The organism is Deinococcus pimensis DSM 21231, assembly GCF_000519345.1.
GTDB classification, from domain to species: domain Bacteria; phylum Deinococcota; class Deinococci; order Deinococcales; family Deinococcaceae; genus Deinococcus_A; species Deinococcus_A pimensis.
Window position 1 is genome coordinate 225,296 of record NZ_KI912637.1, and the last position, 22,274, is coordinate 247,569.

General features: G+C 61.9%; 22 protein-coding genes and 1 pseudogene. 5 read left to right on the top strand and 18 right to left on the bottom strand.

Features of this window, described 5'->3' with window-relative positions; all coding sequences use genetic code 11:
* Positions 1-22: 22 nt before the first annotated feature.
* The 4 genes from DEIPI_RS0109920 to DEIPI_RS29995 all read left to right on the top strand — a co-directional run bounded on the left by DEIPI_RS0109920 (position 23) and on the right by DEIPI_RS29995 (position 4,145).
* Complete coding sequence (locus DEIPI_RS0109920) at positions 23-1,669, top strand: polysaccharide biosynthesis tyrosine autokinase (RefSeq protein ID WP_027481680.1); 1,647 nt, start codon at positions 23-25, stop codon at positions 1,667-1,669.
* A gap of 46 nt (positions 1,670-1,715) precedes the next feature.
* Positions 1,716-2,174: a hypothetical protein gene (locus DEIPI_RS0109925; protein WP_027481681.1), complete on the top strand. Its 459-nt coding sequence runs from the start codon at positions 1,716-1,718 to the stop codon at positions 2,172-2,174.
* A 67-nt stretch (positions 2,175-2,241) separates the two neighbouring features.
* Positions 2,242-2,838 (top strand): hypothetical protein, encoded by a 597-nt coding sequence (locus DEIPI_RS0109930; RefSeq protein WP_157463577.1) that lies wholly within the window; start codon positions 2,242-2,244, stop codon positions 2,836-2,838.
* Positions 2,835-4,145, top strand: a complete 1,311-nt coding sequence (locus DEIPI_RS29995; protein ID WP_045233998.1) for an O-antigen ligase family protein — start codon at positions 2,835-2,837, stop codon at positions 4,143-4,145. The genes DEIPI_RS0109930 and DEIPI_RS29995 overlap by 4 nt, the downstream gene beginning before the upstream one ends.
* A gap of 64 nt (positions 4,146-4,209) precedes the next feature.
* Here DEIPI_RS29995 and DEIPI_RS0109940 read toward each other — a convergent pair whose 3' ends face one another.
* The 18 genes from DEIPI_RS0109940 to DEIPI_RS0110020 form a co-directional block, all read right to left on the bottom strand.
* Entirely contained in the window at positions 4,210-4,392 is a 183-nt protein-coding gene (locus tag DEIPI_RS0109940) for a hypothetical protein (protein WP_027481683.1), read from the bottom strand.
* 163 nt (positions 4,393-4,555) lie between these two features.
* Positions 4,556-5,968, bottom strand: coding sequence for an undecaprenyl-phosphate galactose phosphotransferase WbaP (wbaP, locus tag DEIPI_RS0109945; RefSeq protein ID WP_045234047.1), 1,413 nt, complete (start codon positions 5,966-5,968; stop codon positions 4,556-4,558).
* A 38-nt stretch (positions 5,969-6,006) separates the two neighbouring features.
* Complete coding sequence (locus DEIPI_RS0109950) at positions 6,007-6,972, bottom strand: GDP-L-fucose synthase family protein (RefSeq protein ID WP_027481685.1); 966 nt, start codon at positions 6,970-6,972, stop codon at positions 6,007-6,009.
* The gene (gmd, locus tag DEIPI_RS0109955) at positions 6,969-8,018 is read right to left on the bottom strand and encodes a GDP-mannose 4,6-dehydratase (RefSeq protein ID WP_027481686.1); all 1,050 of its coding nucleotides are present in this window, start codon (positions 8,016-8,018) and stop codon (positions 6,969-6,971) included. Before gmd ends, DEIPI_RS0109950 begins: the two co-directional genes overlap by 4 nt.
* 15 nt (positions 8,019-8,033) lie before the next feature.
* Positions 8,034-8,831, bottom strand: a complete 798-nt coding sequence (locus DEIPI_RS36560; RefSeq protein ID WP_169737065.1) for a glycosyltransferase family 2 protein — start codon at positions 8,829-8,831, stop codon at positions 8,034-8,036.
* Positions 8,776-9,957, bottom strand: coding sequence for a glycosyltransferase family 4 protein (locus DEIPI_RS36565; protein WP_084474148.1), 1,182 nt, complete (start codon positions 9,955-9,957; stop codon positions 8,776-8,778). The genes DEIPI_RS36560 and DEIPI_RS36565 overlap by 56 nt, the downstream gene beginning before the upstream one ends.
* On the bottom strand, positions 9,947-10,969 hold the full coding sequence (locus DEIPI_RS35480; RefSeq protein WP_084474150.1) for a glycosyltransferase family 4 protein: 1,023 nt from the start codon (positions 10,967-10,969) through the stop codon (positions 9,947-9,949). The genes DEIPI_RS36565 and DEIPI_RS35480 overlap by 11 nt, the downstream gene beginning before the upstream one ends.
* Positions 10,966-12,132 carry a glycosyltransferase gene (locus DEIPI_RS0109970; RefSeq protein ID WP_157463578.1) on the bottom strand — a complete coding sequence of 389 codons (1,167 nt, stop codon included), beginning with the start codon at positions 12,130-12,132 and terminating at the stop codon, positions 10,966-10,968. The genes DEIPI_RS35480 and DEIPI_RS0109970 overlap by 4 nt, the downstream gene beginning before the upstream one ends.
* Entirely contained in the window at positions 12,125-12,307 is a 183-nt protein-coding gene (locus tag DEIPI_RS39415) for a hypothetical protein (protein WP_169737067.1), read from the bottom strand. Before DEIPI_RS39415 ends, DEIPI_RS0109970 begins: the two co-directional genes overlap by 8 nt.
* Positions 12,304-13,719 carry an MATE family efflux transporter gene (locus DEIPI_RS0109975; RefSeq protein ID WP_027481690.1) on the bottom strand — a complete coding sequence of 472 codons (1,416 nt, stop codon included), beginning with the start codon at positions 13,717-13,719 and terminating at the stop codon, positions 12,304-12,306. The genes DEIPI_RS39415 and DEIPI_RS0109975 overlap by 4 nt, the downstream gene beginning before the upstream one ends.
* Before the next feature lie 145 nt (positions 13,720-13,864).
* Positions 13,865-14,695 carry a 6-hydroxymethylpterin diphosphokinase MptE-like protein gene (locus DEIPI_RS30005; protein WP_052351680.1) on the bottom strand — a complete coding sequence of 277 codons (831 nt, stop codon included), beginning with the start codon at positions 14,693-14,695 and terminating at the stop codon, positions 13,865-13,867.
* A complete protein-coding gene (locus tag DEIPI_RS0109985) occupies positions 14,692-15,441 on the bottom strand; it encodes an SDR family NAD(P)-dependent oxidoreductase (RefSeq protein ID WP_027481691.1) in 750 nt (249 codons plus the stop codon). Before DEIPI_RS0109985 ends, DEIPI_RS30005 begins: the two co-directional genes overlap by 4 nt.
* Positions 15,434-16,381, bottom strand: coding sequence for an NAD(P)-dependent oxidoreductase (locus tag DEIPI_RS0109990; protein WP_027481692.1), 948 nt, complete (start codon positions 16,379-16,381; stop codon positions 15,434-15,436). Before DEIPI_RS0109990 ends, DEIPI_RS0109985 begins: the two co-directional genes overlap by 8 nt.
* Positions 16,378-17,157 carry an acylneuraminate cytidylyltransferase family protein gene (locus tag DEIPI_RS0109995; protein WP_084474154.1) on the bottom strand — a complete coding sequence of 260 codons (780 nt, stop codon included), beginning with the start codon at positions 17,155-17,157 and terminating at the stop codon, positions 16,378-16,380. Before DEIPI_RS0109995 ends, DEIPI_RS0109990 begins: the two co-directional genes overlap by 4 nt.
* 66 nt (positions 17,158-17,223) lie before the next feature.
* A complete protein-coding gene (locus DEIPI_RS0110000; protein ID WP_027481694.1) occupies positions 17,224-18,168 on the bottom strand; it encodes a UDP-glucuronic acid decarboxylase family protein in 945 nt (314 codons plus the stop codon).
* The gene (locus DEIPI_RS0110005) at positions 18,165-19,559 is read right to left on the bottom strand and encodes a UDP-glucose dehydrogenase family protein (RefSeq protein ID WP_027481695.1); all 1,395 of its coding nucleotides are present in this window, start codon (positions 19,557-19,559) and stop codon (positions 18,165-18,167) included. The genes DEIPI_RS0110000 and DEIPI_RS0110005 overlap by 4 nt, the downstream gene beginning before the upstream one ends.
* Positions 19,560-20,260: 701 nt before the next feature.
* On the bottom strand, positions 20,261-21,535 hold the full coding sequence (locus DEIPI_RS0110015; RefSeq protein ID WP_027481696.1) for an O-antigen ligase family protein: 1,275 nt from the start codon (positions 21,533-21,535) through the stop codon (positions 20,261-20,263).
* Between the two features lie 98 nt (positions 21,536-21,633).
* Complete coding sequence (locus DEIPI_RS0110020) at positions 21,634-21,999, bottom strand: hypothetical protein (RefSeq protein WP_027481697.1); 366 nt, start codon at positions 21,997-21,999, stop codon at positions 21,634-21,636.
* 118 nt (positions 22,000-22,117) lie between these two features.
* Here DEIPI_RS0110020 and DEIPI_RS41340 point away from each other — a divergent pair.
* A pseudogene (locus DEIPI_RS41340) lies at positions 22,118-22,249 on the top strand (transposase); the annotation flags it as partial.
* Between the last annotated feature and the right edge of the window lie 25 nt (positions 22,250-22,274).

Below are 22,274 nucleotides of genomic sequence, written 5' to 3' on the forward strand. Positions count from 1 at the left end.
CGTTGGACGAGGCCGACTTCTCATGACCCAGAACGCACCCACACAGAAAGTCGACGAGATCGACCTCCGGCAGGTCTTCGGGACCCTCCGCCGGTCCGCCGTGCCCATCCTGGTCACGGTCGGCCTCGTCACCGGAAGCACCTACTACCTCACCAAGCGCCAGGCGCCCACCTACGAGGCCGTCACGAGCGCCATGGCCTCCTACGACCGCGTCGGAAACACGGTCGTCAGCAACACGCTCGTCACCGCCCCCCCCCTCCCGGACGGCGCGGTCGAGCAGGCCCTGCGCAGCAGACGCGTCGTTCAGGACATCGACCGCCGCGTCGCCGCGTCCGGACTGCCCGCCGACCTCTCCGCGAAGATCGCGCAGAGCCTCGAAGCGGAACTCGGAAGCGGCAAATTCGCGCGCTTCAGCGTGAAGTCCAAGATCGACGCGGCGCAGCGCGGCGTGTACGAACTGCACGCCCTCGCCGAGACGCCCGAGGCGGCCCGCGCCCTCGCGGACGCCGGGATGAACGCCCTGCTCGCCTGGGACACCGACCGCGCCCTCCAGGGCGTGCGCCGCAGCAACGCCTCCCTGCGCGAGCAGCTGCGCTCCCTCACGCAGCGCATCAACGCCACCCCGAAGGACAGCCTGGAACGCCAGAGCCTTATCGCCGCGCGCGGCGAGGTGCTGCAGAACCTCGCCCAGGTCGCGGTGCTGCAGACTGCCGCGACGGGCACCCTCACGCTCGTCGCGGAGGCCGTGGCGCCCACCCGGCCCGTCTCGCCGAAACCGACGCGCAACAGCGCCCTCGCCGGGCTGCTCGCGCTGTTCCTCGCGTGCGGCGGGACGCTGCTCGTCGACGCCTTCCGCCGCCGCGTGAACGAGGCGCAGGACCTCCTCGGGCTCGGCGTGCCCCTGCTGGGTCAGCTGCCGCTGCTGCGCCGCCGTCAGCTCACGGGAGGCATCATCGAGGCGAGCCGCGCGGGCCGACTGTACGAGAGCGTGGGCTTCCTGCGCATCAACATCCTCTCCGCGCTCGCCGCGCGTCCCGCGAAGCGTTTCGTGACGTCGAGCGCCCACCCGCACGAGGGCAAGAGCAGCGTGACCGCCGCGCTCGCCGCGTCCTTCGCCGCGACCGGCCAGCGCGTCCTGATCATCGACGCGGACCTGCGCCGCCCCACGCAGCACAAGCTGTGGAACCCCGCCGCGCAGGAACTCGTGCCCCTCATGGGCAGCGTGCCGGGCCGCGCGCCCGCCACCACGGTCGCCGGGGCGTACCTCAACCCGGAGGGCGCGCACGCCACGCGCGTCGGGCCGAACGTGGACCTCCTGCCCGCCGGGCAGGGCGGCCGCACGGGCACGGCGGGCATCCTGAGCCAGCCGGGCTTCCGGACGCTGCTCGACACGTGGTCGCAGGGCTACGACGTCGTCCTGATCGACTCGCCGCCCATGCTGGCCCTGCCGGACACCCTCGCGATCGCGCCCCACACGGACGGCGTGCTGCTGGTGGTGGAGGCCGGGAACACGCGCCTTGCGGACGTAGAGCGCAACCTCCAGAACGCCAGCGTGGCCGGCGTGAACGTGCTGGGCCTCGTGCTGAACAAAACGACTAGCAACGACGTTGCGGGCTACTACGGGTACACGTACGGCGCTCCGGCAAACACGAAAACCTTCGTTCCTTGAAGAATCTCAGGAAGCTATAATGAGGGAACGTTCCAGGAGGACCGCCATGAAGAAGCTCAAGACGCTCACCCTCGTCGCCACCGCCGCCCTGCTCTCCGGCGTCTCGCTCGCCGCCGAAGCCCTCACTGGCACGGACGTCATCATCGCCCTCGCCAAGGCAAAGGGCGTGACCATCACCGCCGCGCAGATCGCCGCGCTCTCGCCCGACAGCCCAAACTTCAAGCGCCTGCTCTCGCAGCTCAAGGTGTCCCCGGCTGTGCTCACCGCCCTCGTCGCCCGCCCGAACACGCCCGTCTCGGCGGTCCTCGTGACCCGTGCCGTGCTGGAAGCCGCCACCGGCAAGACCCTCACGGACGCACAGGTCGCCGCGCTCATCGCCGCGAACCCCAACCTCGCCGTGAACGACATGACGCAGCTCAACAACATCATCCAGAACCCCGCCGCGGCGAACAAGGCGGCTGACCAGGCCCTCAAGCCGGTCACGCCCCGCACGCCCGGCACCTGACCCGCCCCAGACTCCCCGGGCCGCTCCTTTCCGGGCGGCCTTCTTCATGCCCGCAGGAGGTCCCGCCGTGCCCACCGCCACCCCAGACCCCACCCCTCCCGCCTCCCGCACGCTGCCCGCGCCGTGGTTCCTGCTGCTGCCCGTCGTGGGCGCGCTGGGCCTTCTCGCCGAACGCACTGTCCGTGACGCGCGGGCTCAACAGATCGCCCAGCGGGCCACCAAGGACGTGCGTGACTTCGAGTTCGACCGCGCGCTCGGCCTCCTGCGCGATGCGACCGCTCGCCAGCCGAGCGATGCGCGCCTGCAACTGCAGCGCGCTACGCTTGCACGGACCCTGTGGTACTACCGCGACACGGCGGCTCTGAAGGCTGAGGCCGACGCGGCCTTCGACCGTGCCGCCACCGTCAGTCCGCACTGGCCCCTGCCGCACTACGAGCACGCCCGCATGTACGTCACGAAGGAACGCTGGACGGACGCCCTCAGGGCTCTGGAGCCTGCGCTGCGGCTCGACCCGAACAACGGCGGCTACTGGCTGGAACGCGCGCAGATCCTCGAAGCGCTCACCCGCAGGGACGAGGCGCGGCGGGCGTACACGCGCTGCGTGGAGCTCATCGACGACCGGACGTGCCGTGACGGCCTGCGCCGCCTGGGGAGCTCCTCGTGAGGGCCCGCCTCTCGTCCGCGCTGGAGGTCCTCGCGCTGATCGTCGCGCTCCTCGCGGTCGCGTGGGGGCCGCTCGCGCAGGGCAGCACCTTCTGGTGGGGCATGGCGGGCCTCACGCTGCTCGGCTCGACCGCGCTCGCCCTCGCGCTCGTCGCCGCGAGCGTGCGGGGCCGCGCCACCGTCGGTCAGCCCCTGTGGGTGCTCGCCGCCGTGGCGTTCCTCGGCTGGATCTGGGCGAGCACCACCTGGGCTGCCGACACGATAGAGGCGCAGCGCTGGGCGGGCGTGTGGACGTGTGTGATCGGCACGGCCCTCGCGCTGCATCTCACCGCCACGACCCGAGCCCGGCAGAACGCCGTCCTGAGCGTCACCCTCCTCACGGCGGGCGCCGCCGTCGTCGTAGGGGTCATGCAGGCGCGCGGCGTTACAGTGCCCGGCTTCCAGGCGCTCGACGGCACGCCGGAGAAGTACCTCACCGGTCCGTACTTCCACCCCAGTCACTTCAGCGGCTACCTCATCATGCCCGCCGCGCTCGTCAGCACGATCCTGCTGTGCACCCGCCCGGGCTGGCACACGCTGCCCCTCCTCGCGCTCGGTGCGGGCGTGCAGGTCCTCAACCTCCACACGGACGGCAGCAGCATCCCTGCCGTAATGCTCGCGGCGCTCCTGCCCCTCGTGGTGTGGGCGTATACGAAACGCGTGTGGTTCGGCGTGCTCCTCACAGTGCTCGCCGTGGCGGGCGGCCTGAGCGTGGGCTGGCTACTCGAGACGCCACAGGGCCAGGCCCAGTTCGCGGCGTACAAGGACCGCGTCGGCATCAAGTCCCAGTCGCTGGAGGGCTTCCTGGAGATCCGCCACGCCATTCACTACTTCCCGTATCAGGTATGGAAGGCCCACCCCGAGCGGGGCGTTGGGGTTGCACAGTTCCCGACCGAGTTCAGCCCGTACCGCCGCGCGAAGAACACTGTGCCCGGCAGTGTGGACCAGCTCTTCGTGAACTACGCGCACAGCGACTACTACCAGATTCTCGCGGAGCTGGGCACGCCCGGGCTTGCGCTGTTCCTGCTGACGCTCCTCACAAGCGTCCTGCGCGGCGCGCGCGACGTGGCGGCGCTCGCGTGGTCGTCCGCGCTCCTCGCGCTGGCCTTCACGGGCTTCTACGACAGTCACCTCACGGCGATCCCCGGGACGATGCTCGCGGCGTTCGCGCTGGGGGGCGTGCCCTCCCTGCCGACGAGGCGAGCGAGGGTACTGGAGCAGGCACCCCCGCCCGCCGTGGATGCGCAGCCCGAGGCCGAACCGGGCTGAGGAATGCCACAGGAGGAGGGCCGCTCTGAACTGAGCGGCCCTTCTTCGATTCAGTTCTGTGCGTTCAGCCCTGCGTCCAGCGGCGCAGTGCCGTCTCGAACTCGCGCGTCCGCGCCTGCTCGGCGCGGGCCTCACGGCGGCGCAGCAGCGCGCGCTCCAGCGTGGCACGGAGGGAGCGGCCCCCGAGGGCAGAGGTGACGGTCAGCATCGAACGCTCGAGGGTCGTCGTGAGGTCGGGGTTGGACATGGTGAAAGTATATCTATGAAAGACTAACAGAGCTCTTACATATGAGGATGAATGCCTAGGTCCTGCTCATCTTGGAATGCCCTTGTCTCAGAAATGTCGTGCTTTAGCTCGTGGCAGAGCAGAGGTCGCCCAGAGTTCTTCCCAGGGGCCCTGTTCGAGAGGCTTAATACGCGCCGCTGCCGCGGAGCACCACCCGCACCGTCCGTACGAGGATCACGAGGTCCAGCCAGATGCTCCAGTTACGAACGTAGTACGGGTCCCAGCGGTCCATGCCTGCCGTCCCCGAGTCCGACCGGCCGGACACCTGCCACAGGCCCGTCATGCCGGGACGCACCCGCGCCCGCAGCTCCCGCGTGCTCTCCGGCAGTTCCTCCGCGTGGTAACGGGGGAGAGGACGCGGCCCCACAAGGCTCATCTCTCCCTTCACGACGTTTACGAGCTGTGGCAGTTCGTCCAGACTGGTGCGGCGCAGGAGGTTCCCGATCCGCGTGATGCGTGGGTCGTCCTTGAGCTTGAAGTTCGCCTCCCACTCCGCACGCATCACGGAGTCCTCCGCGAGGCGACGCTGCAGCACGCCCTCCGCATCTGGCACCATCGTCCGGAATTTCCACGTGCGGAACATCCGTCCGTGGCGACCCACGCGCTGCTGCAGGAAGAGGGGGTTCGCGCGGTCCTCGCGCCAGATCAGCAGGGCCAGCAGCAGGCACAGCGGCACCCAGAACAGCGCGGAGAGCAGCACGCCCACGAGGTCGAAGGCCCGCTTCCCAAAGCGAGCTGCGGGATCAAGGAGGTTGCGGGTGAGCTCCAGACCAAGCACGCCGCCGACGTCACGAGTCTGTGCCCATAAGGACTGCACCTCAAACAGGTCTGGCACGACTAGGGCCGTGCGGTAGCGGCTCACGGGACCGTCGAGGAGCCGCACGAGCTCCTCGCGCGTCGCACCGAGGGACGCGACGATCGCGACGCTCGCGACGGGCGTGGCCTCTTCTAGGCAGCCAATTACGGGGATGCCACACACAACGCTTCCCCGCTCGTGCATCCGGCAGAAGATGCCAACGGGGCGGTAACCGAACCCCGGGTTTTCCTGTAGCGCCTTGATCAGCACCTCGTCCGAGCCGTATACCACCGTGGGGGCGCCCCAGATGCCCGCGCGAATTAGCGCCTGCTTCGTGAGGTTGCGGGTCAGCACAATTAGTGGCCATGCCACGAAGAAGCCTACCCCCAGTACCAGTCGGCTCTGGTCCGCACCCTGTCGAAGCAAGAAAAGCACGAGCGTCGTCACGCCGAATGTAGTGACGACGAGGCTGGTAAGTCGACGGAGCTCCTCGGGAGCGCCGAGACCCCAGCCAGGCAGCAGGCCACGTGAATGCGCGCCGATCACCCAAAAAAGGACGAGCAGTCCAGCCCACTGGGGGACCAGAGCGGCTCCGAAGAGGGCGTGACGCAGTCCGCCTGCACAATAGAGGGCGGCTGAAAGGGCCATGGTATCCCCGAGCAGGAGGAAAGCGGAAGTCAAACCACTGCGGAGAAAGTGTCCGGACAGTTTCGGAACGTGTGGAGACGTTGTGTTGGACATGGTGCTCTGCACGATAAGATCCCTTTCCTGATTTCCTGTCACACGCGGATCTGTCGGGCTACAAGACGCGCTTCGTACCAGTCCAGCGTGCGCTCGATGCCCTCACGCAACTCCACCCGCGCGCTCCACCCCAGCTTCGAGAGGCGCGACACGTCCATCAGCTTCCTCGGCGTCCCGTCCGGTTTGCCCGCGTCGAACACCAGCTCCCCCCGGAACCCCACCACCTCCGCGATCAATTCCGCCAGCGCCCGAATGCTCAGGTCCACCCCCGTGCCCACGTTGATCGGTCCCGCCTCCGAGACCTCACGCATGATGAACACGCACGCGTCCGCCAGGTCATCCACGAACAGAAACTCCCGCAGCGGCGTGCCCGACCCCCAGATCTCCACCGAGGGGGCGCCACGCTCCTTCGCCTCGACCATCTTGCGCATCAACGCCGGCAGCACATGCGAGCCGTGCAGGTCGAAGTTGTCCTCCGGTCCGTACAGGTTCGTCGGCATCGCGCTGACGAAGTCACGCCCGTACTGCCTGCGGTAGCTGTCGCACAACTCGATCGCGGCGATCTTGGCGATCGCGTACGCGCGGTTCGTGTCCTCCAGCGGACCGGTGAGCAGCGCCGTTTCCTGGAGCGGCTGCGGCGCCAGACGCGGGTAGATGCACGACGAGCCGAGGTTGAGCAGCTTGGTGACCTCAAACTCGTGGGCGGCGTGAATGACGTTGGCGGCGATCATCAGGTTGTCGTACAGAAACTGCGCCGGGAGGGTGCTGTTCGCCAGGATCCCCCCCACCTTCGCGGCCGCGAGGAACACGAACTCCGGGCGTTCCTCCTGGAAGAACGCGCGGACCGCCGCCTGATCCCGCAGGTCCAGCTCACGGCTCGTGCGGGTGATGATGTGCTCGTACCCGTCCGCGCGCAGGCGGCGCATCAGCGCGCTGCCCACCAGTCCACGATGGCCCGCCACATAGATGCGGGCACCCCGGTCCTCGAAGCCTCGCACGATCACTGCGCTCCGACGCCCTTGAGGGCGATCTGATGCCCCGCGTCGATCAGCGTCTTCTCCTGACGCGCGAGCTCCAGGTCGTGCTCCACCATCTCCTTGACGAGCGTCTCGAAGCTCGTCTTCGGGCTCCACCCCAGCTGCTCGCGCGTTTCCTGCATGTCCCCGAGCAGGTAGTCCACTTCCGCCGGGCGGAAGTACCGCGGGTCCACCTCGATGTACGCCTCGGCGTCCAGTCCCACCAGCGCGAAGGCGCGCTGCGCGAACTCACGCACGCTGTACGCCTCACCCGTCGCGATCACGTAATCGCGCGGCGCGTCCTGCTGCAGCATCAACCACATCGCCTCGACGTAGTCGCGCGCGTGCCCCCAGTCGCGTTTGGCGTCCAGGTTGCCCAGGTACAGCTTGTGCTGGAGGCCCATCTTGATGCGGCCGACGGCGCGGGTGATCTTGCGCGTCACGAAGGTCTCGCCACGCCTCGGGCTTTCGTGGTTGAACAGGATGCCGTTGCAGGCGTACAGGTCGTAGGCTTCGCGGTGGTTGACCGTCTGCCAGTAGCTGTAGACCTTGGCGACGGCGTAGGGACTGCGGGGGTGGAAGGGCGTGCTCAGGCCCTGGGGGGGCTTGGCGGCGCCGAACATCTCGCTGCTGCTGGCCTGGTAGTAGCGGGTGTGATGACCGGTGCGCTCGCGGAGGTCGCGGATGGCTTCGAGGAGGCGCAGGGTGCCGAGGCCGGTGATGTCGGCGGTGTATTCGGCCTGGTCGTAGCTGACCTTGACGTGGGATTGGGCGCCGAGGTTGTAGATCTCGTGAGGCTGGAGTTTCTCGATGAGGGTGCGGAGGGCGGAGCTGTCGCTGAGGTCGCCGTAGTGGAGGAAGAGGCGGGCGTCCTGTTGGTGGGGGTCCTGGTAGAGGTGGTCGATGCGGTCGGTGTTGAAGCTGCTGGCGCGGCGGATGATGCCGTGGACCTCGTAGCCTTTGTCGAGGAGCAGTTCGGTGAGGTAGCTGCCGTCCTGCCCGGTGATGCCAGTGATCAGTGCTTTCTTTGTCATGTCTTGCCTACCTTTTTAGCTAGACCTGTTAGTTGGATAAGAGGCCTTGAGGGCGTTATGGGCCACGCGCATTACTCTGGGGAGAAGTTTATGCATTATAACCAACTCGATTTCATCTAGGGCAATGTCGAAAGAGTTATAGCCAGCAACTTCTCTTTTTGCCTTAACCTCTTCCTCTCGTGTCTTCTTTCTGGACTGAGCCGAAAGACCTCCATCTAAGTAGTCGCAAATCATTAGATCTAGCATGTATGGGGAAATTTTTGTAGATATCCTTAAAATCAACTCGAAGTCCATTGCGATTCTATAGGATTCATTGAACAATCCAAAATCCTCGAACACAGTTCGTTCCATTGCCATTGCCTGGTGACAAAATTTGTTCAAGACCATGTAATCTCTGCGCGAAAATACTGCAATCTCTTGAGATGTATGTATAACTACGCCTTCATTGCTTACTATTCGATGACGTCCGATGGCCCATCTCCATTTCAATCGCGCATAGGAGTGCGCTATTTCTTCAATAATTTCGTCTGAAGCGAATACATCTCCACAGTTCATAAATATAATTAAATCGCCGGTTGATGCTCGAATACCTTTGTTAAAAGCATCTGAAATTCCCGTATCCTTTTCGCAGATTAAAGTATGAATTTTCGAGCGATTCGCTTTTAGAATATCCCTCGTACCGTCGTCAGACAAGCCATCAACAACAATATATTCAACATTGCGGTAAGTTTGTGAAGTAACCGATTTGATAGTATTTTCAATCAGCTGACTCGAGTTGTACGATATTGTGATCACCGAAACTTTGGGCTTCAAAATCGGCTCCTTTTCTTGAGAGATATCGATACAGGTTATAGACCTGGTCGCACATGGTGCCGACCTCAAAGTGCTTAATGACACGTTCTCGTGCGGCTCTGCTCATCTGGTTCCAAAGAACCGAATCCGCAAGAAGGCGACCGAGTGCCTCAGCAGCAGCCTGCGAGTTATCGAGTGACACGAGAAATCCGGTCTCACCATCAACGATGAGGTCACGGGTGCCAGCGGTGTTGGTTCCGCAGACGGGAATTCCGTATGACATCGCCTCCGCAGTGACATAACCGAAGGATTCGTACGAGCTCGATAAGAACAGGCAGCGAGTCTGACGGTAGTATGGCGTAACGTCATTCACCCACCCGACCACCTGCAGAGTATTCGAGAGCCCAAGTCCGGAGATGAGTGACTCCATCTCAGCCCGCTCCTCGCCGTCACCCACCCACACCACTTGTAACGTTGGATAAGACTCTTTTAGTGCGGCAATGGCACGTACGAAGTTCTGCCAGTTCTTCTGAGCTGTAATGCGGCCCACTCCAATAACGTCATATCGGGCCGCTGAGGGCTGCACGACGGAAGCTAGCGATGGAATGTTGACGCCTGAGTTGATAACGACCGCGTTACTCGACTTCACAATACCGAGCGACATGAGCTCGTCCTTTTCACTCGGGGACACGCAGATGACGGCTGCGTTCAGGCTTCGCGAAAGCAACCGTTCGATCGTCGCGAAGACCGGGTTGAGCAGCGCAGGACTCGCGTTGGGCGTGTAAACGGTCCGGCGACGGTACCACGGCAAAATCAAGCGTCCGAGAAGTCCGGCCTTGCCACTGTGTAGATGTACGACGTCGTACCGTTCGGACAAGGCGACACGCAGAAGTCGCAGAGCAGCTATGAGATCGTGCATGGGGTGCAGGTTGCGACGCATTGAGTTGACGCATATCAGCCGGACCCGACCCTCGCGCTCCAGATCCTCAATGAACGCGGCCCAGCCCGTGTCTGCGCGGTGCATACTGTAGACCAGTGTCACTTCACAGCGATCTCCCAACCCGCTAATCAGGTCCACAACATGACGCCGTGTTCCTCCGAGACAGGCTTCGAGAACGACCAGTACCTTTGTGCGACTAGATTCCATAGACACTCCTGTACCGGTCGATGACCTCCGGCCACTGCATCGAATACTTAATTTCTGGTCGTTTCTTCGGTTGTTTCAGCACAGTACGCATGGCCTGCGCAATCTCCTCGGACGAGAGAGGATCGACCAGCAGAGCGTTGTGTGGCGCGACCTCGCTCATTGCAGAGTCGCGAGAGGTAATGCAGTTCGTTCCTGCAGATTGGGCCTCGAGGATAGGGAGACCCAAACCCTCCACGATGGACGGGAACACAAGGGAGAGGGCGTGCCTGTACAGCACGTCAAGTTCCTGCTGGGTAACGGGCCCGGCGATGATCACCGACGAACCGAGTTTCCGAGCCAGGGCGAGCACAGTCTCACGGTCGTCATTGGCTGCGGGGTTGCCTGCCAGAACGAGCCGAGCATCAGGGAATTCGCGCGTCAACTGTGAAAAGGCTTCGAGCATCCTCGGGACGTTCTTCCAGGGTTTAAACGTGCCCACGTAGAACAGGAAGGGGCGATGATCGAGCCCGAGTTGCAGCAGGCGAGGCGTGAAGCTAGTGGGCTGTGCCGAACGAGGTGTACAGCCGTGGTGGATGACGTGGGTATGTGTGGAGCGGACGTCGAAATGCTCGCTCGTGCGGCGCCGTGCATGCTCGGAGATGAACACGATATCAGTCGCCCATGCAATCTGCCGCGCAAACGACTGCTGCATGTAGCGACGCGCCAGTCCTGAGAAGTGCTGCGGGTGGTCCAAAAATATTACGTCATGTATCGTCAAGACACGACGGCGAGCGCGCTTCACCATGGGAAACCCTAAATACAGCGAGTGAACGACCTCGTAATTACCAAGAAGTGCTTGGTTAAGGCGAAAAATGCCACCCAGTTCCTCGCGGCGGCTTCTCCCATCGCGCTCGTGTCGTAGGACGTCAATAGTCTCCGTAGTCTTGGCACGGAGGTTCGACACGATCTCCCTCGCGTAGCGGTCAATTCCATGCCCGCTTGGAGCTTGGGCGTTTATAAGAAGCCGCGTCATGTTGGCACTCCTGCCAGAGCCTCGGCCAAGCGACTCGAAAGTGCCCTCACCGAATACCGGTCATGCATCATGGTGAAGGCCCCGTGGGCGAGATTTTCGAGCCTCGTCAGCGCTTCTCGTGTAGGAAGTGTGTAGATGTGACGGAGCGACTTGACGAACTCATCAGTGCTTTCTGCGCGTAGGTAGTGCACATTCGGTACGAGGTCGAGCCCTTCGACACCCTTGGCCGTGGAGAGGACCGGCAGACCGGCCGCTGCGGCATCGAGCACTTTCAAGCGTGTCCCTCCTCCAAGATCCATAGGCATGACGAGCAAATCGAAACCCGTTGTCAGAAGGCCAGACAGGGAAGCGAACCCGCCGAGGACATGGAAGCGGTCGTCCGAGAGCGCCATGAGCGCAGAGGAGGGATCTTTGCCGGCAATGTAGAATTCAGGGCACCAAGACTCGTGCTGAATGCGGCGGTAGATCTCGTGTAGCCTCATGCCCGTCTCGTGATTCTGCTCGGTGCCCATCCAGCCAAAAAAGACGACCCGCCTTTGGATGCTGCTCGGCGTCTGCACGGTATCGGGCATGGAGATGGAGTTCGGTATGACACGGGTTCGGTGCTTGGGGACCATGAAGCGTGTCACTGCCGTGTGGCGGTCGGTCTCCGAGGTCAGCCATAGTTCGTCGTAGCGACGGAAGTACTGCTTCTCAGTGGCATGTATCGCCAGATACTTGGCGAAGTTCCCCGGAGACTGGAAGTTGGACAGGATCTGCCGTTTCAGATCGGTCTCGATGTTGTGGCAGTCAAGGACAATGCGAGCCGATGGCCAGCGCCGACGCACGAACGCGTGGATGTAGGCGTAGTAGGTGTAGCTCACGACGATCAGATCGAACGGTCCAGTGGGCAGGTCGGTGACGAACGGGTTGTACTCACGATCGAAAGTCAGTGCCAGAAGCCGCGCGCGAAAAGGGATGCTTTTCCGTATTGCCGGGCGGGTATTATCATCGTTTGAGCGAGAGGGCTGGGCAACGATGACCTCAACTCCGATAAGACGACGGAACGCTTCAACAGTCGAGCGGTTACGGATCTTCGCGCCTGAGTTGTTCTCCGACAGGTCTTCTTGTGAGATGTACAGCACCCTAAAGCCTTTAGCGTGCTGTGTGACGGACTTACACATGATGTGCTCCAAGCAGATTTTTCTTTGCTACGGCATGCTTATCCTCAGGAACAAGCATCGATCCCTCACGGCCACGAGCATTTAGATAAATGGCGCAATCAGCGCCATGCCCTGCCCGAAGAGATGAGTTGTATTCAGCTATGCCAAGCAATGCCGCGAAGTCGGTACCGGTCACGCCAGTTCCCTTATGACCGCCGCTAGCACGATCAAGATGAGGCTAGGCGTGATTAAGCTGACCCATAGAGCTCGTTGACTTCCAGCGCCCAGGGAACACACCGAAAGGTAGTGCGATACGGGCGTGTAAATCAGACCGTAGGCAATCAGCATCGCCAGAGGAAACGAGTACTCTCCCAAGAACTGCCGCGTTGAAAAGAAGAGAGCGAAAATCATCACTCCTGTTACACCGTTGAGCCAGTGCCAGATGATGCGATTACCCGTGGAGTAGAGCTGGAGATGCATGGCACCGAAGCGCTCCACAAGGAACGCCAGGGCCAGGACCGACAATGGTCCCAGGGCCATAAATTGGGCATTCACGGCAATCCGGTCCGTTATCAGATGACTTGCCAAAACGAATGCGGTGGCGCAGGCAGCATATACGCTCAATGAGCGGTACAGACTACGGATACCGAGGCGTTTCAGGTCGACGATGCGCTTCTGGAAACGCATTTGGGACAACTCGGGGATTCTGCTGTAGAAGGGTGCCTGCGAGAACTGGCTGATCGTGCTGAGCAGACGCAGTGACAGGGCGTAGGCCGCGCTTTGGTGATCACCAACAAACAGCGAGTAGATGACCGGGCTGAGCTGGAGAATTCCATTGGAGAAGATTACGCCCACGCCTGAGCGCCATGAGGTCTGCAAGACTTCTCGCACCAAGTCACGTTTGGCGGCCTCGTCCGTGCTAGTTAGCAGAAAGCTGAGATCCTCGTCGCGCCGTACGAAGGCGCGGTAGATGAAGAACAACAGCACTCCAGGAGCCTGGAAGAGCAGGAACGAGAGCGCGAAATTCTTAAAGAGATAAGTTGCGACAATGGTGGCAAGCACAAACACCGTGTATAGAGCCGCCTCAAGCCGTTTTTGCGCAACGAGCTTCCCATTGCCCACCATCAGTGAGGAGTAGAAGCCAGCGTACAGCGATAGCGCTACCGAGCACATACACAGCGCCCACAAGGACCAGTACACTGGCTGGGCACCGCCAAACGCCGTGATCTTACTTGCGATAAACAGAGTGCCAATGGTAGCCGAGAATAACAAGGCAACCATGGCGATCACTCGATAGAGCCGCCGCATGACTCTGGTCAGTTCGCGTCGTTCGCCTCGTGTAGTGCCCGGCTCCTTGGAGGTACCCTGCCGATAGGAGAGCAGGCGAACGAAGGTCGGACTAAACCCGAAGTCGAAGGCAGCAGCGAAAGTCAAGAAGGAGAGCAACAGGTACCAGAGATTGATCTGCGCTGTGCTAAAGAGCTGGAGAATGGCGGGCAGCACAACGAACAGTGAAAGCGTACGACTGACAAAGCTGAACCAAGTAGCGATCGTACCGGAGTTCGCTGCGCGGCGCACCAGCAACTGTAGACGAAGGGAGTGCGTCACGGTGTGCCTTCCAGAGTGAGATTTGCAGCAGTGATTTGCCGGAAGCTCTCTCCACGTCGCAAAAATTTGTACGAACTAGGTCCGGCGTCGCATGCTCCGTGCGGACCGTCTTTAAGAAGACTCAAGGCATGAGGCATCATCGGAGTCATTTGAAGAGTGACTCGAACTCCACCTTGGGGAAGATCGTCAGTGCACCACCGACCGTCGCGTCGACCACGACGCGACGGTCCATCTCGAAGTTGTACTTCGCCATCGAATAGGCGAGTTCGGACATGGGCAGATCGGGAAGCTGCCAGCGGAAACCCGTACCAAAGTAGCCCTTGTCGAAGTGGTTCGGATCTCCTTCAGCAGAGGTAGTCACGACGGCATGAGGAGTGCCTTTAGTGGTGAAGTGATGATCGACGCCGATGAGTATGACCGTCTCGAAACCCATATGGTAGGCGAGCTGCAGAGCGACGTACGTCACAGTGCCGCCCTCCCAGGTGCCGTAATGCCAAGGGCCATGCGGCGTAATGCCTGCGTTTACTTCAATAGCACGAGGCTGCAACCAGTGGATATCGCGCATGGGTAGAGATGCAAAGTGGCGCCGTCCTTTGGAGGAGATAAACTTGGGGCTTTCGATCCTAGATATCTCACTGGCGCACTGCTCGAGCACAAGGTCGTTGACGCAGACATAGAAGCTCGGTGACCAGCCCATGCGTTCGGCCATCAGGTAGATGCGGTTCAGGCCGAAGGTGTACTCGTCCTTCAAGGGGCTTAAATTCATCTTCGACAGGCTGGGGCCATTACCCATGATGAAGCAGCGCTTGCCCCGATAACGGTCACGCAACTGCTCCAGGCCCTCCCGAGTCTGGGGATGAGCCAGAGCCAGCTGGCGGGACCCATGAGCGATCTTGAGCTGACGAGCCAGTTGGAGCGCGCCTGGAGCGCTGTCGGCAACGATCTGTTTAAAGGCGGATTTTATTGTCGTGGTCATTCGGTACTCAACTTAATCGTGGCTCCACCGTCAACCACGAGGCCCTGACCGGTGATGAAGCCTGACTTCGTTCCATCAAGCAGGAACGAGCAGGCTTCGGCAATTTCCGTGGGACAGGCGATGCGCTTTAGCGGATGCTTGCCTGCTAGCTGATCGAGTTGGTGCTGTACGGTGCCGCCCTCGTGCTGACCCCGCTCGAAACCGTGACGGAGCATAGGCGTGTCGGTTGCCCCAGGGAGAACGGCATTCACCCGGATGCCCAACGGGGCCAACTCGAGGGCAGCCGCGCGGACGAGCGCCATCATCGCGCCCTTAGACGCCGCATAAGCGGCGATGGTCGGCGTGGTCGCGATGGCATGCACTGAGCTGATGGCAACCACAGCACCCTTAGTGAGGCTGAGCGAGGTTTGGGCGCATTTGAGCCAGACAAACAGGGAGTCGACGTTCACACGCTGAACCTCGCGCCACTCGGCATGCGTGGTCTGCAAGATCGTCTTGTTGAGCTGTATGGCGGCATTAATTACCACGCCGCTGATGTTGCCAAAACGCTGCTCCACGTCGTGCACGGTCTCGCAGATAGCCTCCTCGTCTGCCGAGTCGTGGACGTAGAAAGCGTCTGCATCCGTCCCATCTGGCTCACGAATATCGATGCCGATCACCTTGCAGCCGTACTGCTTGAGTCGGGTAACGGTCGCCCGGCCAATACCACCACTGGCCCCCGTGACGACATAGACCTGATCACGCATTGACGACGCCCTCCCCGATCATGAGCTCGTGAAGACGGCGAACCGCTGTGAGGCTGGTGTTGAGCACAGCCTCACGCGTATTGGAGGCGTTGTGCGAACCGAACACGCAACGATCACCGAACTCACGGAGCGAAGCGCTCACTGGCAGAGGCTCGACTTCGAAGACGTCGAGCGCGGCACTGGCCACAACACCGTCTCGCAGCGCCGCAACGAGCGCCTTCTCGTCAATCAGCGGACCGCGAGAGACGTTGATGACGTGAACGCCCGGCTTAGCCGATGTAAGGAGAGAAGTGTCTATCAGGTGCCGGTTCTGAGCGGTCAAGGCGCAGGCAAGGACGATGAAATCCGCCTCATCGACACGTGACGGCCAAGTCAGCGCCTCATCCGCATAGTCGAGTGCCAACCGGGTGTATGGATCGTAGACGTGTACGCGCATGTCGGCGGCCTTGAGGCGGCGCGCGATGTTCATGCCGATATCTCCATAACCGACGAGCGCGACAGTCTTGCCAGCGAGCGAGCCTCCTGCAGGTTTTACCCATCCTCCACCCTTGACGGCTGCATCGACAACGTGAACCTGACGAGAGAGCATCGTGACGTAGCACATCGCGAGGTCAGCCACTTCTCGCCCGAAGGCATTGGGCGTGTTAACCACAGGTATCGCACTCGCTCGTGCACCAACGAAGTCCACGTTGTCCGTACCGACGCCCCACTTCACGGCGGCGCGCAGACGGCCTCGCCTGCCCGCCTCAAATACCCGGCCCGTCGCGGGATCATCACCGATGATCCACCCATCATATTGGGGTAGCAGGTCCATAAGCTGCTCCTCTGTCATTGTCTGCACGACCTCGGCGCAGACGAATTCAAATGGGAAGACACTCAGTTGCGGTGCGAGTACCTCAAACTGTCTCACCATAGGCGGGCAGGTCACAAGCACCTTCACTTCACCGCCTCCCGACTCACGATGGAGTAAATCGCCTGGGCGATCAGGAAGTCTTGCTCAGTATCGATATCGACACTTTCGATGGGGTCAATGGAAAACAGCATAGGACGGTCGCCAATACGGTTGTGCTTTCGCAGAAACGTTTCCGCAGAGAAGAGGTAGCCGCAACTGTTCTCCTCCATCAGGCCCTGCAGGTCCTGTGTGTTGAGCAGCACCGCGGGATCGTGATTGACGGCTCGGGCCAGGTGAGTCCAGAAGCGTTGCTTGCGCTCGGTCACCGTGAAGGCCGTATCGTGCTGGTCCTGGGCAGCCAGAAAGCGGGAGATGAAGGTCGAAATTGTTGAGGAACGCAACAATGGGTTGGTGGAGTGCGTCTGGAAGTAATAGTCGGCCTCCACCAGCTTGATGTCGTGTTCAATGATGGCATTCATAGGGACGTGCCCGCCAAGAAGATGCTCGGGACGGCGCACAACGCGAACCTTTTTCTCGCCTGTGGCAAGGCTAGAAATTACCTCGGAGTCCGTGTCGATCACGATCTCGGAGATCGACACGCACGACTGGAGGGTCCTGAGAACGTGCTTGAACAGCGGTAGTCCGTGGAAATCACGGTAGTTCTTGCCAGGGACGCGTTCGCTGGTGTGTTTCATAGGAAGCAGGGCTACGATACGAGGTGGGGCGGTGTTCACGTATTTCTCCTTGACGCGCGAGGAGCGTTCTGCTCCTAGAGGAAGGTCAGTTCTGAGACTTGAACAGAAGAGTGCTCGTCGACCTAGCATGGATTTGTGGTAACTCGTCGCGAAACCGGACAACAACACTGATTTAAGGCGGCGGGATGGAAGGTATCAGATCAACACTCTCGTTAGATCTTGGAAGTAACGAACTGTGACCTCCAGCCCGGTAGCCAGGGGCACGTTAGGCTTCCAATCCAGCAGTTTCTTGGCCAGTTCATTATCCGGCTTACGCTGTTTCGGATCGTCCTGTGGCATTGGCTCAAACACAATGTCGAGAGTCGGGTTGATGCGACTTCGAATCAACTCTGCGAACTGCACGATCGTGTACTCGTCCGGGTTGCCCAGGTTCACCGGCTCGTGATACGCCACGCCCATCAGCCGCACGATCCCCTCCACCAGGTCCTCCACGAACTGGAAGCTGCGGGTCTGCGAGCCGTCCCCGTAAACCGTGAGCGCCTCGCCCCGCAACGCCTGATGGATGAAGTTCGTCACGACCCGCCCGTCGTCGTGCCGCATCCGCGGCCCGTACGTGTTGAAGATCCGGATGATCCGGGTGTTCACTCCCCGCGCGCGGTGGTAGGCCATGGTGATCGCCTCGGCGTAGCGTTTGGCCTCGTCGTAGCACGAGCGCACGCCGTTGGGGTTGACGTGCCCCCAGTAGCTTTCGGGTTGGGGGTGCACCAGCGGATCGCCGTAGACCTCGCTGGTACTGGCGAGAAGGAAGCCGGCGCCGTGCGCGTGAGCGAGCTCCAAGGCGTGCTGGGTGCCTTGCGCGCCGACCATCAGGGTCTCGATGGGGAACTGCTGGTAGTGGGGGGGGCTGGCGGGACTGGCGAAGTGCAGCACCCAGTCGAGCTTCTCACCGTCGTAGGGGATGGCGGTGCTGACGTCGGCCTCGATGAACCGGAACGCGGGGTGCGACAGGAACAACTCTGTGTTCCGCCGCTGCCCGCTGAGGTAGTTGTCCACGCCGACGACGGTGTGACCCTCGGTGAGGAAGCGTTCGACAAGGTGACTCCCGACAAAGCCCGCGCTTCCCGTGATCAGGATCCTCACGCGTACACCTCGTCAGCAGTCTCCACGAGCTCGCGGCCGATCTGCTCCACTATGGCGGGCGCGGCAAGCACCTCTCGGATGACATTGCGCGCGTCGATTAGGACAGGGGAGCGCATCGCGCGAACGGCGCGGTTCCAGTCGAGGTCGCGATACTGCTTCCACTCGGTGGCTACAATGACCGCGTCCGCGCCGTGCAGGGCCGCTTCGGCCGAGGACGCCTCCGCGTAGCTCAGGTGGCTCCACTCGCGCCGGGCACGTTCGATCGCGATAGGGTCGTGCGCCACGACGGTCGCGCCGAGCTGGTTCAGGCGGGCGATGAAGTCGTGGGCGGGCGCGTCGCGCAGATCGTCGGTGTCGGGCTTGAAGGCCATGCCGAGCACCGCGACGCGCTTGCCCTTGAGGAGGCGCAGGTGCTTCTGGAGCTTCTCCAGCACAACGCCCCGCTGACGCTGGTTGACGTTCACGGCAGCGCGCAGGATCGGCATGTCGTAGCCGTAGTCGGCACCGGTGCTCACGAGGGCGCTGGTGTCCTTGCCGAAGCACGAACCGCCCCAGCCCGCACCGGCGGCGAGGAAGCGGTGACCAATTCTCTTGTCGTGCCCGATGCCGCTCGCGACCTGCTCGATATCCGCGCCTACACGCTCGCACAGCCCGGCGATCTCGTTCGCGAAGCTGATCTTGAGGGCCAGGAAGGCGTTCGCGGCGTACTTGATCATCTCCGCGCTCGTGAGGGTGGTCTCCACGACGGCGGGCACGGTGTACTCCACCGGACGGGGGACGTAGTGGGGGGCAGGGAAGGTCTGGAGGATCAGGGGCGCGTAGAGCTCCCGCATGCGCCCCAGAGCGAAGGGGTGCCCGCCGAGCACGATGCGATCAGGGTACAGGCTGTCGTGCAGCGCCGTGCCCTCGCGCAGGAACTCCGGATTGCTCACGACGAAGTAGCGGTTCTCGTGGGCGCGGTTGGCGTGCTCCTCGATGATACGCGCGACCCAGTCGCCGGTCCCAATGGGCACGGTGCTTTTGTTGACGATGACCTGTGGCTTCCCATTGAGGTGCTGTGCGATGGAGCGCGCAGCGCTCTCCACATACGCGAGGTTGGGGCGACCGTCCGCGAGGGGCGGCGTGCCAACGCAGATGAAGATGATGTCGGCGTCGGGGATGGCGCTCGCGTAATCAGTGGTCCAGCGCAGGTTGCCTGCTGCGTCCGCCATGAGGAGGTCGAGGCCGGGCTCGTAGATGGGGAGCTCACGGCGTTCGAGCATGGCGATCTTGGCGGGGTCCACGTCGAGACCAGTGACGCGGTGACCGAGCGCAGCGAGCATGACGGCGGTGCCGAGGCCGACGTAGCCGGTACCGACGATGGTGACGTTGAGAGGCTTGAAGTCCTGCACAGTAGTCCTTTCGGGCGCGGTGGCGCTCTTTCTCGGAAGGAGGAAGTGAAGTGGAAGGGGAGAAGGTGCCTACGTCCTGGGGACTGGTGTTCTCGTTTAACCTTCGGGTGAGTACCGGAGGATGCCTACCGACCTTCACCTCTGCTACAGATGTTACTCACTTGTTCGTCCACCTAGTTAAGAGCCCTTCATGAGAGCCTGTGGAGAATCTAACATAAGATTGCGTCGCAGACGGCAGATTTACCGTGTACGTCAGGCCAGGAGTACTCGCACGTCCAAAAACGTGGATGCTTCACCTTTCGCCCCAAGGCACTCGTTTTCGTGTTACATTTTTCTCATGTGGCGAAGAATGAACACGGTGCTGTCCCTCCGCCCGGCCCTACGCGAGTGGCTCGTCACCGCGGCGATCATGCTCACGTCCGGGTTGCTGGCGATGCTTGTCGCCACACGAGTCTGAAATACGCGAAACTGCGCGGGAACGGCGGTCAGAAGTACACGCCGTTCCCGCGTTAGGTGAGAGCGATGGAACCGTCACGTAAGCGGCAGGACGACTGGTTACAGCAGAACCGTCTACCCACAATTACGCCAATGACTTCGGACGGGTGAAGTATTGGCGTGAGGGACCTAAACTCATCGCGATGAATAAGACCCCACACCAGAGACAGTCTGGCTTATTGCTGTGCGGCCGACACTTGGTGCTGTTAGGCAGTTGGTAATGCCGATGGCTGCTCTCTCCAATGCGTGCGCGCTATCCCGGTCAAGGTAGTGAGCACCGTCATGACCAGCAGCACCTCCAAGTTGAACGGACCGATGGTGGCTTCCGTGATGCCAGCTAGGACGATGTACAGCGCCAACGCGAACTCCATTCCGCGCGACGACGCGATGGTGCGGTACAGCACTAGCAGCACTCCTCCAGTCCCCAGCACCCCCATGTCGTACACGAGTTGCAACAGCGAGTTGTGAACGCTCGTGAACTCAATGTTGGCAAAACTGGACAGCCGATTGGCATACATGTACACCACACCGGTTAGGGTCTGTCCGTACGCGCCCCATCCCACCAGGGCCTCGGACGAGTGCTCCAACAAGTAGGCGGTGGTGTCGGACCAGATGTACGCACGGTTGGAGAGAGTGGTGAGGTCGTCAGGATTACGAGCGAACGACTGCAGCCACGTCAGGCCGCCCAGCAGTTGACCCACGGCTACGTACAGCCACGGGATCAGCAGCGCCACCGCACACGCCGCGGTCGCTACGAATGGCTTCACGTTGATTCGCCGCCATGACGCCATCCATGCCAGTGCGGCGGGCACGGCAGCCAGGGCCAGCGCTGCGCGGGAATCCACGAACAGGCAGGCTGTGAAAGCCCCCAGCGCGTACATGACGGTGACCCACTGGTTGGCCGCCGTCCGGCTGACGAGCTGGTAGAGGGACGCGGCGAGCACCAGACCCGCGGTGACTGCGAAATTGTTCAGCCCGCCCGCGAGTGGGAACAGCACGCGGGTGGATCCGACGCCCAGTGAGCTCAGTAGGGTAGCGGCGCCGTACTGCTCGTAGAGCACGACGCCACTCCCCGACATTCCCAGACCGAATCGCAACACGAGGTTGATCAGCACGAACGCGCCCATGGCGTGATACAGATCGTTCAGCGCCCGCTCCCGCGTCATACCCGCCATGATGGCCGCGCAGTACAGCATCACCGTGAGTTGAGCGAGCGTAATGATCAACGCGCCGCCGCTGATCAAATCACTGCGGGCACTGGCGATCGCGAACAGCGCCACGAACGTCCCACCCCACAACGTGCCTGACGGACTCACACGCAACGGACGGCGGATGATGACGAGTCGAGCGAACAGATCCACCACGATCGGCAGGAACGTCAGCGCGAGGACTGGGATGAAGGGAGGGGTTTGTCCATATAGCAACGCTGGGAGCCGCCATGAAAGGAGCGCCAGGAGCAACGTGAGAGGCATGAGCGGCATGCCTCAGTATAGGTACGCCCTCAGCCCCTCCGATTAGATCATCGGTACGCGCCGCCCTCACCCGTCGCTGTGATGAGGCTCCATGCGGTAGAGAGTGTCTACTTGCTCGCGTTGCCACCCGCGAACTTCCCGCTGTTGAGGACGTTCCCGGTGACGTCCGTGAGGATGTACGTCATCGGGCTGGACGCTTTCGTCGAGTCGGTCACGATCTCCCCGCACTCGATGACGGGATAAGGGTCGTTCCCGTACGACTCCATCCTCAGCTTGCTGTGCGCGTAGTACGCCGTCTCCGTGAAGGGCCTGCTGCGCTGGGGGTGGATCGCGGTTTTATGCGGCAGGTCTGACATGTTCGTGATGCGCCCGATGGTTGTGAACGGCGCGGCCTCCGTCCCGGTGTTCGTGTCGTCGCCCGCGACGCTGTCCGCGTAGTACGTAGTGGTTGGCTGGAACGGCGCGACGAACACCGAGCTGCCGCCCTTGATGGGGTGTTCGCAAGGTATTTGAAGGTCGTGCCTCCCGGGCCGAGTCAGAGCTTGGTGCCTAGACCGCCGAACAATAATGAACTGCCCGTAGCCTGCCCGGATGCTCGTTCCCACCGTTCCTGACGATCTTTGGGCGGCTATCGAACCTATCCTGCCAGCACACCCCACGTTCCCGCGAGGCCGACCACGCATCCCTGATCGTGCGGCTCTCATCGGTATTCTTTTCGTCTTACTGAGGTCGGCAAAAGTCTCATGGC

What these genes read in the sequence shown, in the direction of transcription:
- DEIPI_RS0109920 (WP_027481680.1), top strand. Translation starts at nt 23, where the DNA reads ATGACCCAGAACGCACCCACACAGAAAGTCGACGAGATCGACCTCCGG.
- DEIPI_RS0109925 (WP_027481681.1), top strand. Translation starts at nt 1,716, where the DNA reads ATGAAGAAGCTCAAGACGCTCACCCTCGTCGCCACCGCCGCCCTGCTC.
- DEIPI_RS0109940 (WP_027481683.1), bottom strand. Translation starts at nt 4,392, where the DNA reads ATGTCCAACCCCGACCTCACGACGACCCTCGAGCGTTCGATGCTGACC.
- wbaP (WP_045234047.1), bottom strand. Translation starts at nt 5,968, where the DNA reads ATGTCCAACACAACGTCTCCACACGTTCCGAAACTGTCCGGACACTTT.
- gmd (WP_027481686.1), bottom strand. Translation starts at nt 8,018, where the DNA reads ATGACAAAGAAAGCACTGATCACTGGCATCACCGGGCAGGACGGCAGC.
- DEIPI_RS36565 (WP_084474148.1), bottom strand. Translation starts at nt 9,957, where the DNA reads ATGGAATCTAGTCGCACAAAGGTACTGGTCGTTCTCGAAGCCTGTCTC.
- DEIPI_RS35480 (WP_084474150.1), bottom strand. Translation starts at nt 10,969, where the DNA reads ATGACGCGGCTTCTTATAAACGCCCAAGCTCCAAGCGGGCATGGAATT.
- DEIPI_RS0109970 (WP_157463578.1), bottom strand. Translation starts at nt 12,132, where the DNA reads ATGTGTAAGTCCGTCACACAGCACGCTAAAGGCTTTAGGGTGCTGTAC.
- DEIPI_RS30005 (WP_052351680.1), bottom strand. Translation starts at nt 14,695, where the DNA reads ATGACCACGACAATAAAATCCGCCTTTAAACAGATCGTTGCCGACAGC.
- DEIPI_RS0109985 (WP_027481691.1), bottom strand. Translation starts at nt 15,441, where the DNA reads ATGCGTGATCAGGTCTATGTCGTCACGGGGGCCAGTGGTGGTATTGGC.
- DEIPI_RS0109995 (WP_084474154.1), bottom strand. Translation starts at nt 17,157, where the DNA reads ATGCTAGGTCGACGAGCACTCTTCTGTTCAAGTCTCAGAACTGACCTT.
- DEIPI_RS0110015 (WP_027481696.1), bottom strand. Translation starts at nt 21,535, where the DNA reads ATGCCGCTCATGCCTCTCACGTTGCTCCTGGCGCTCCTTTCATGGCGG.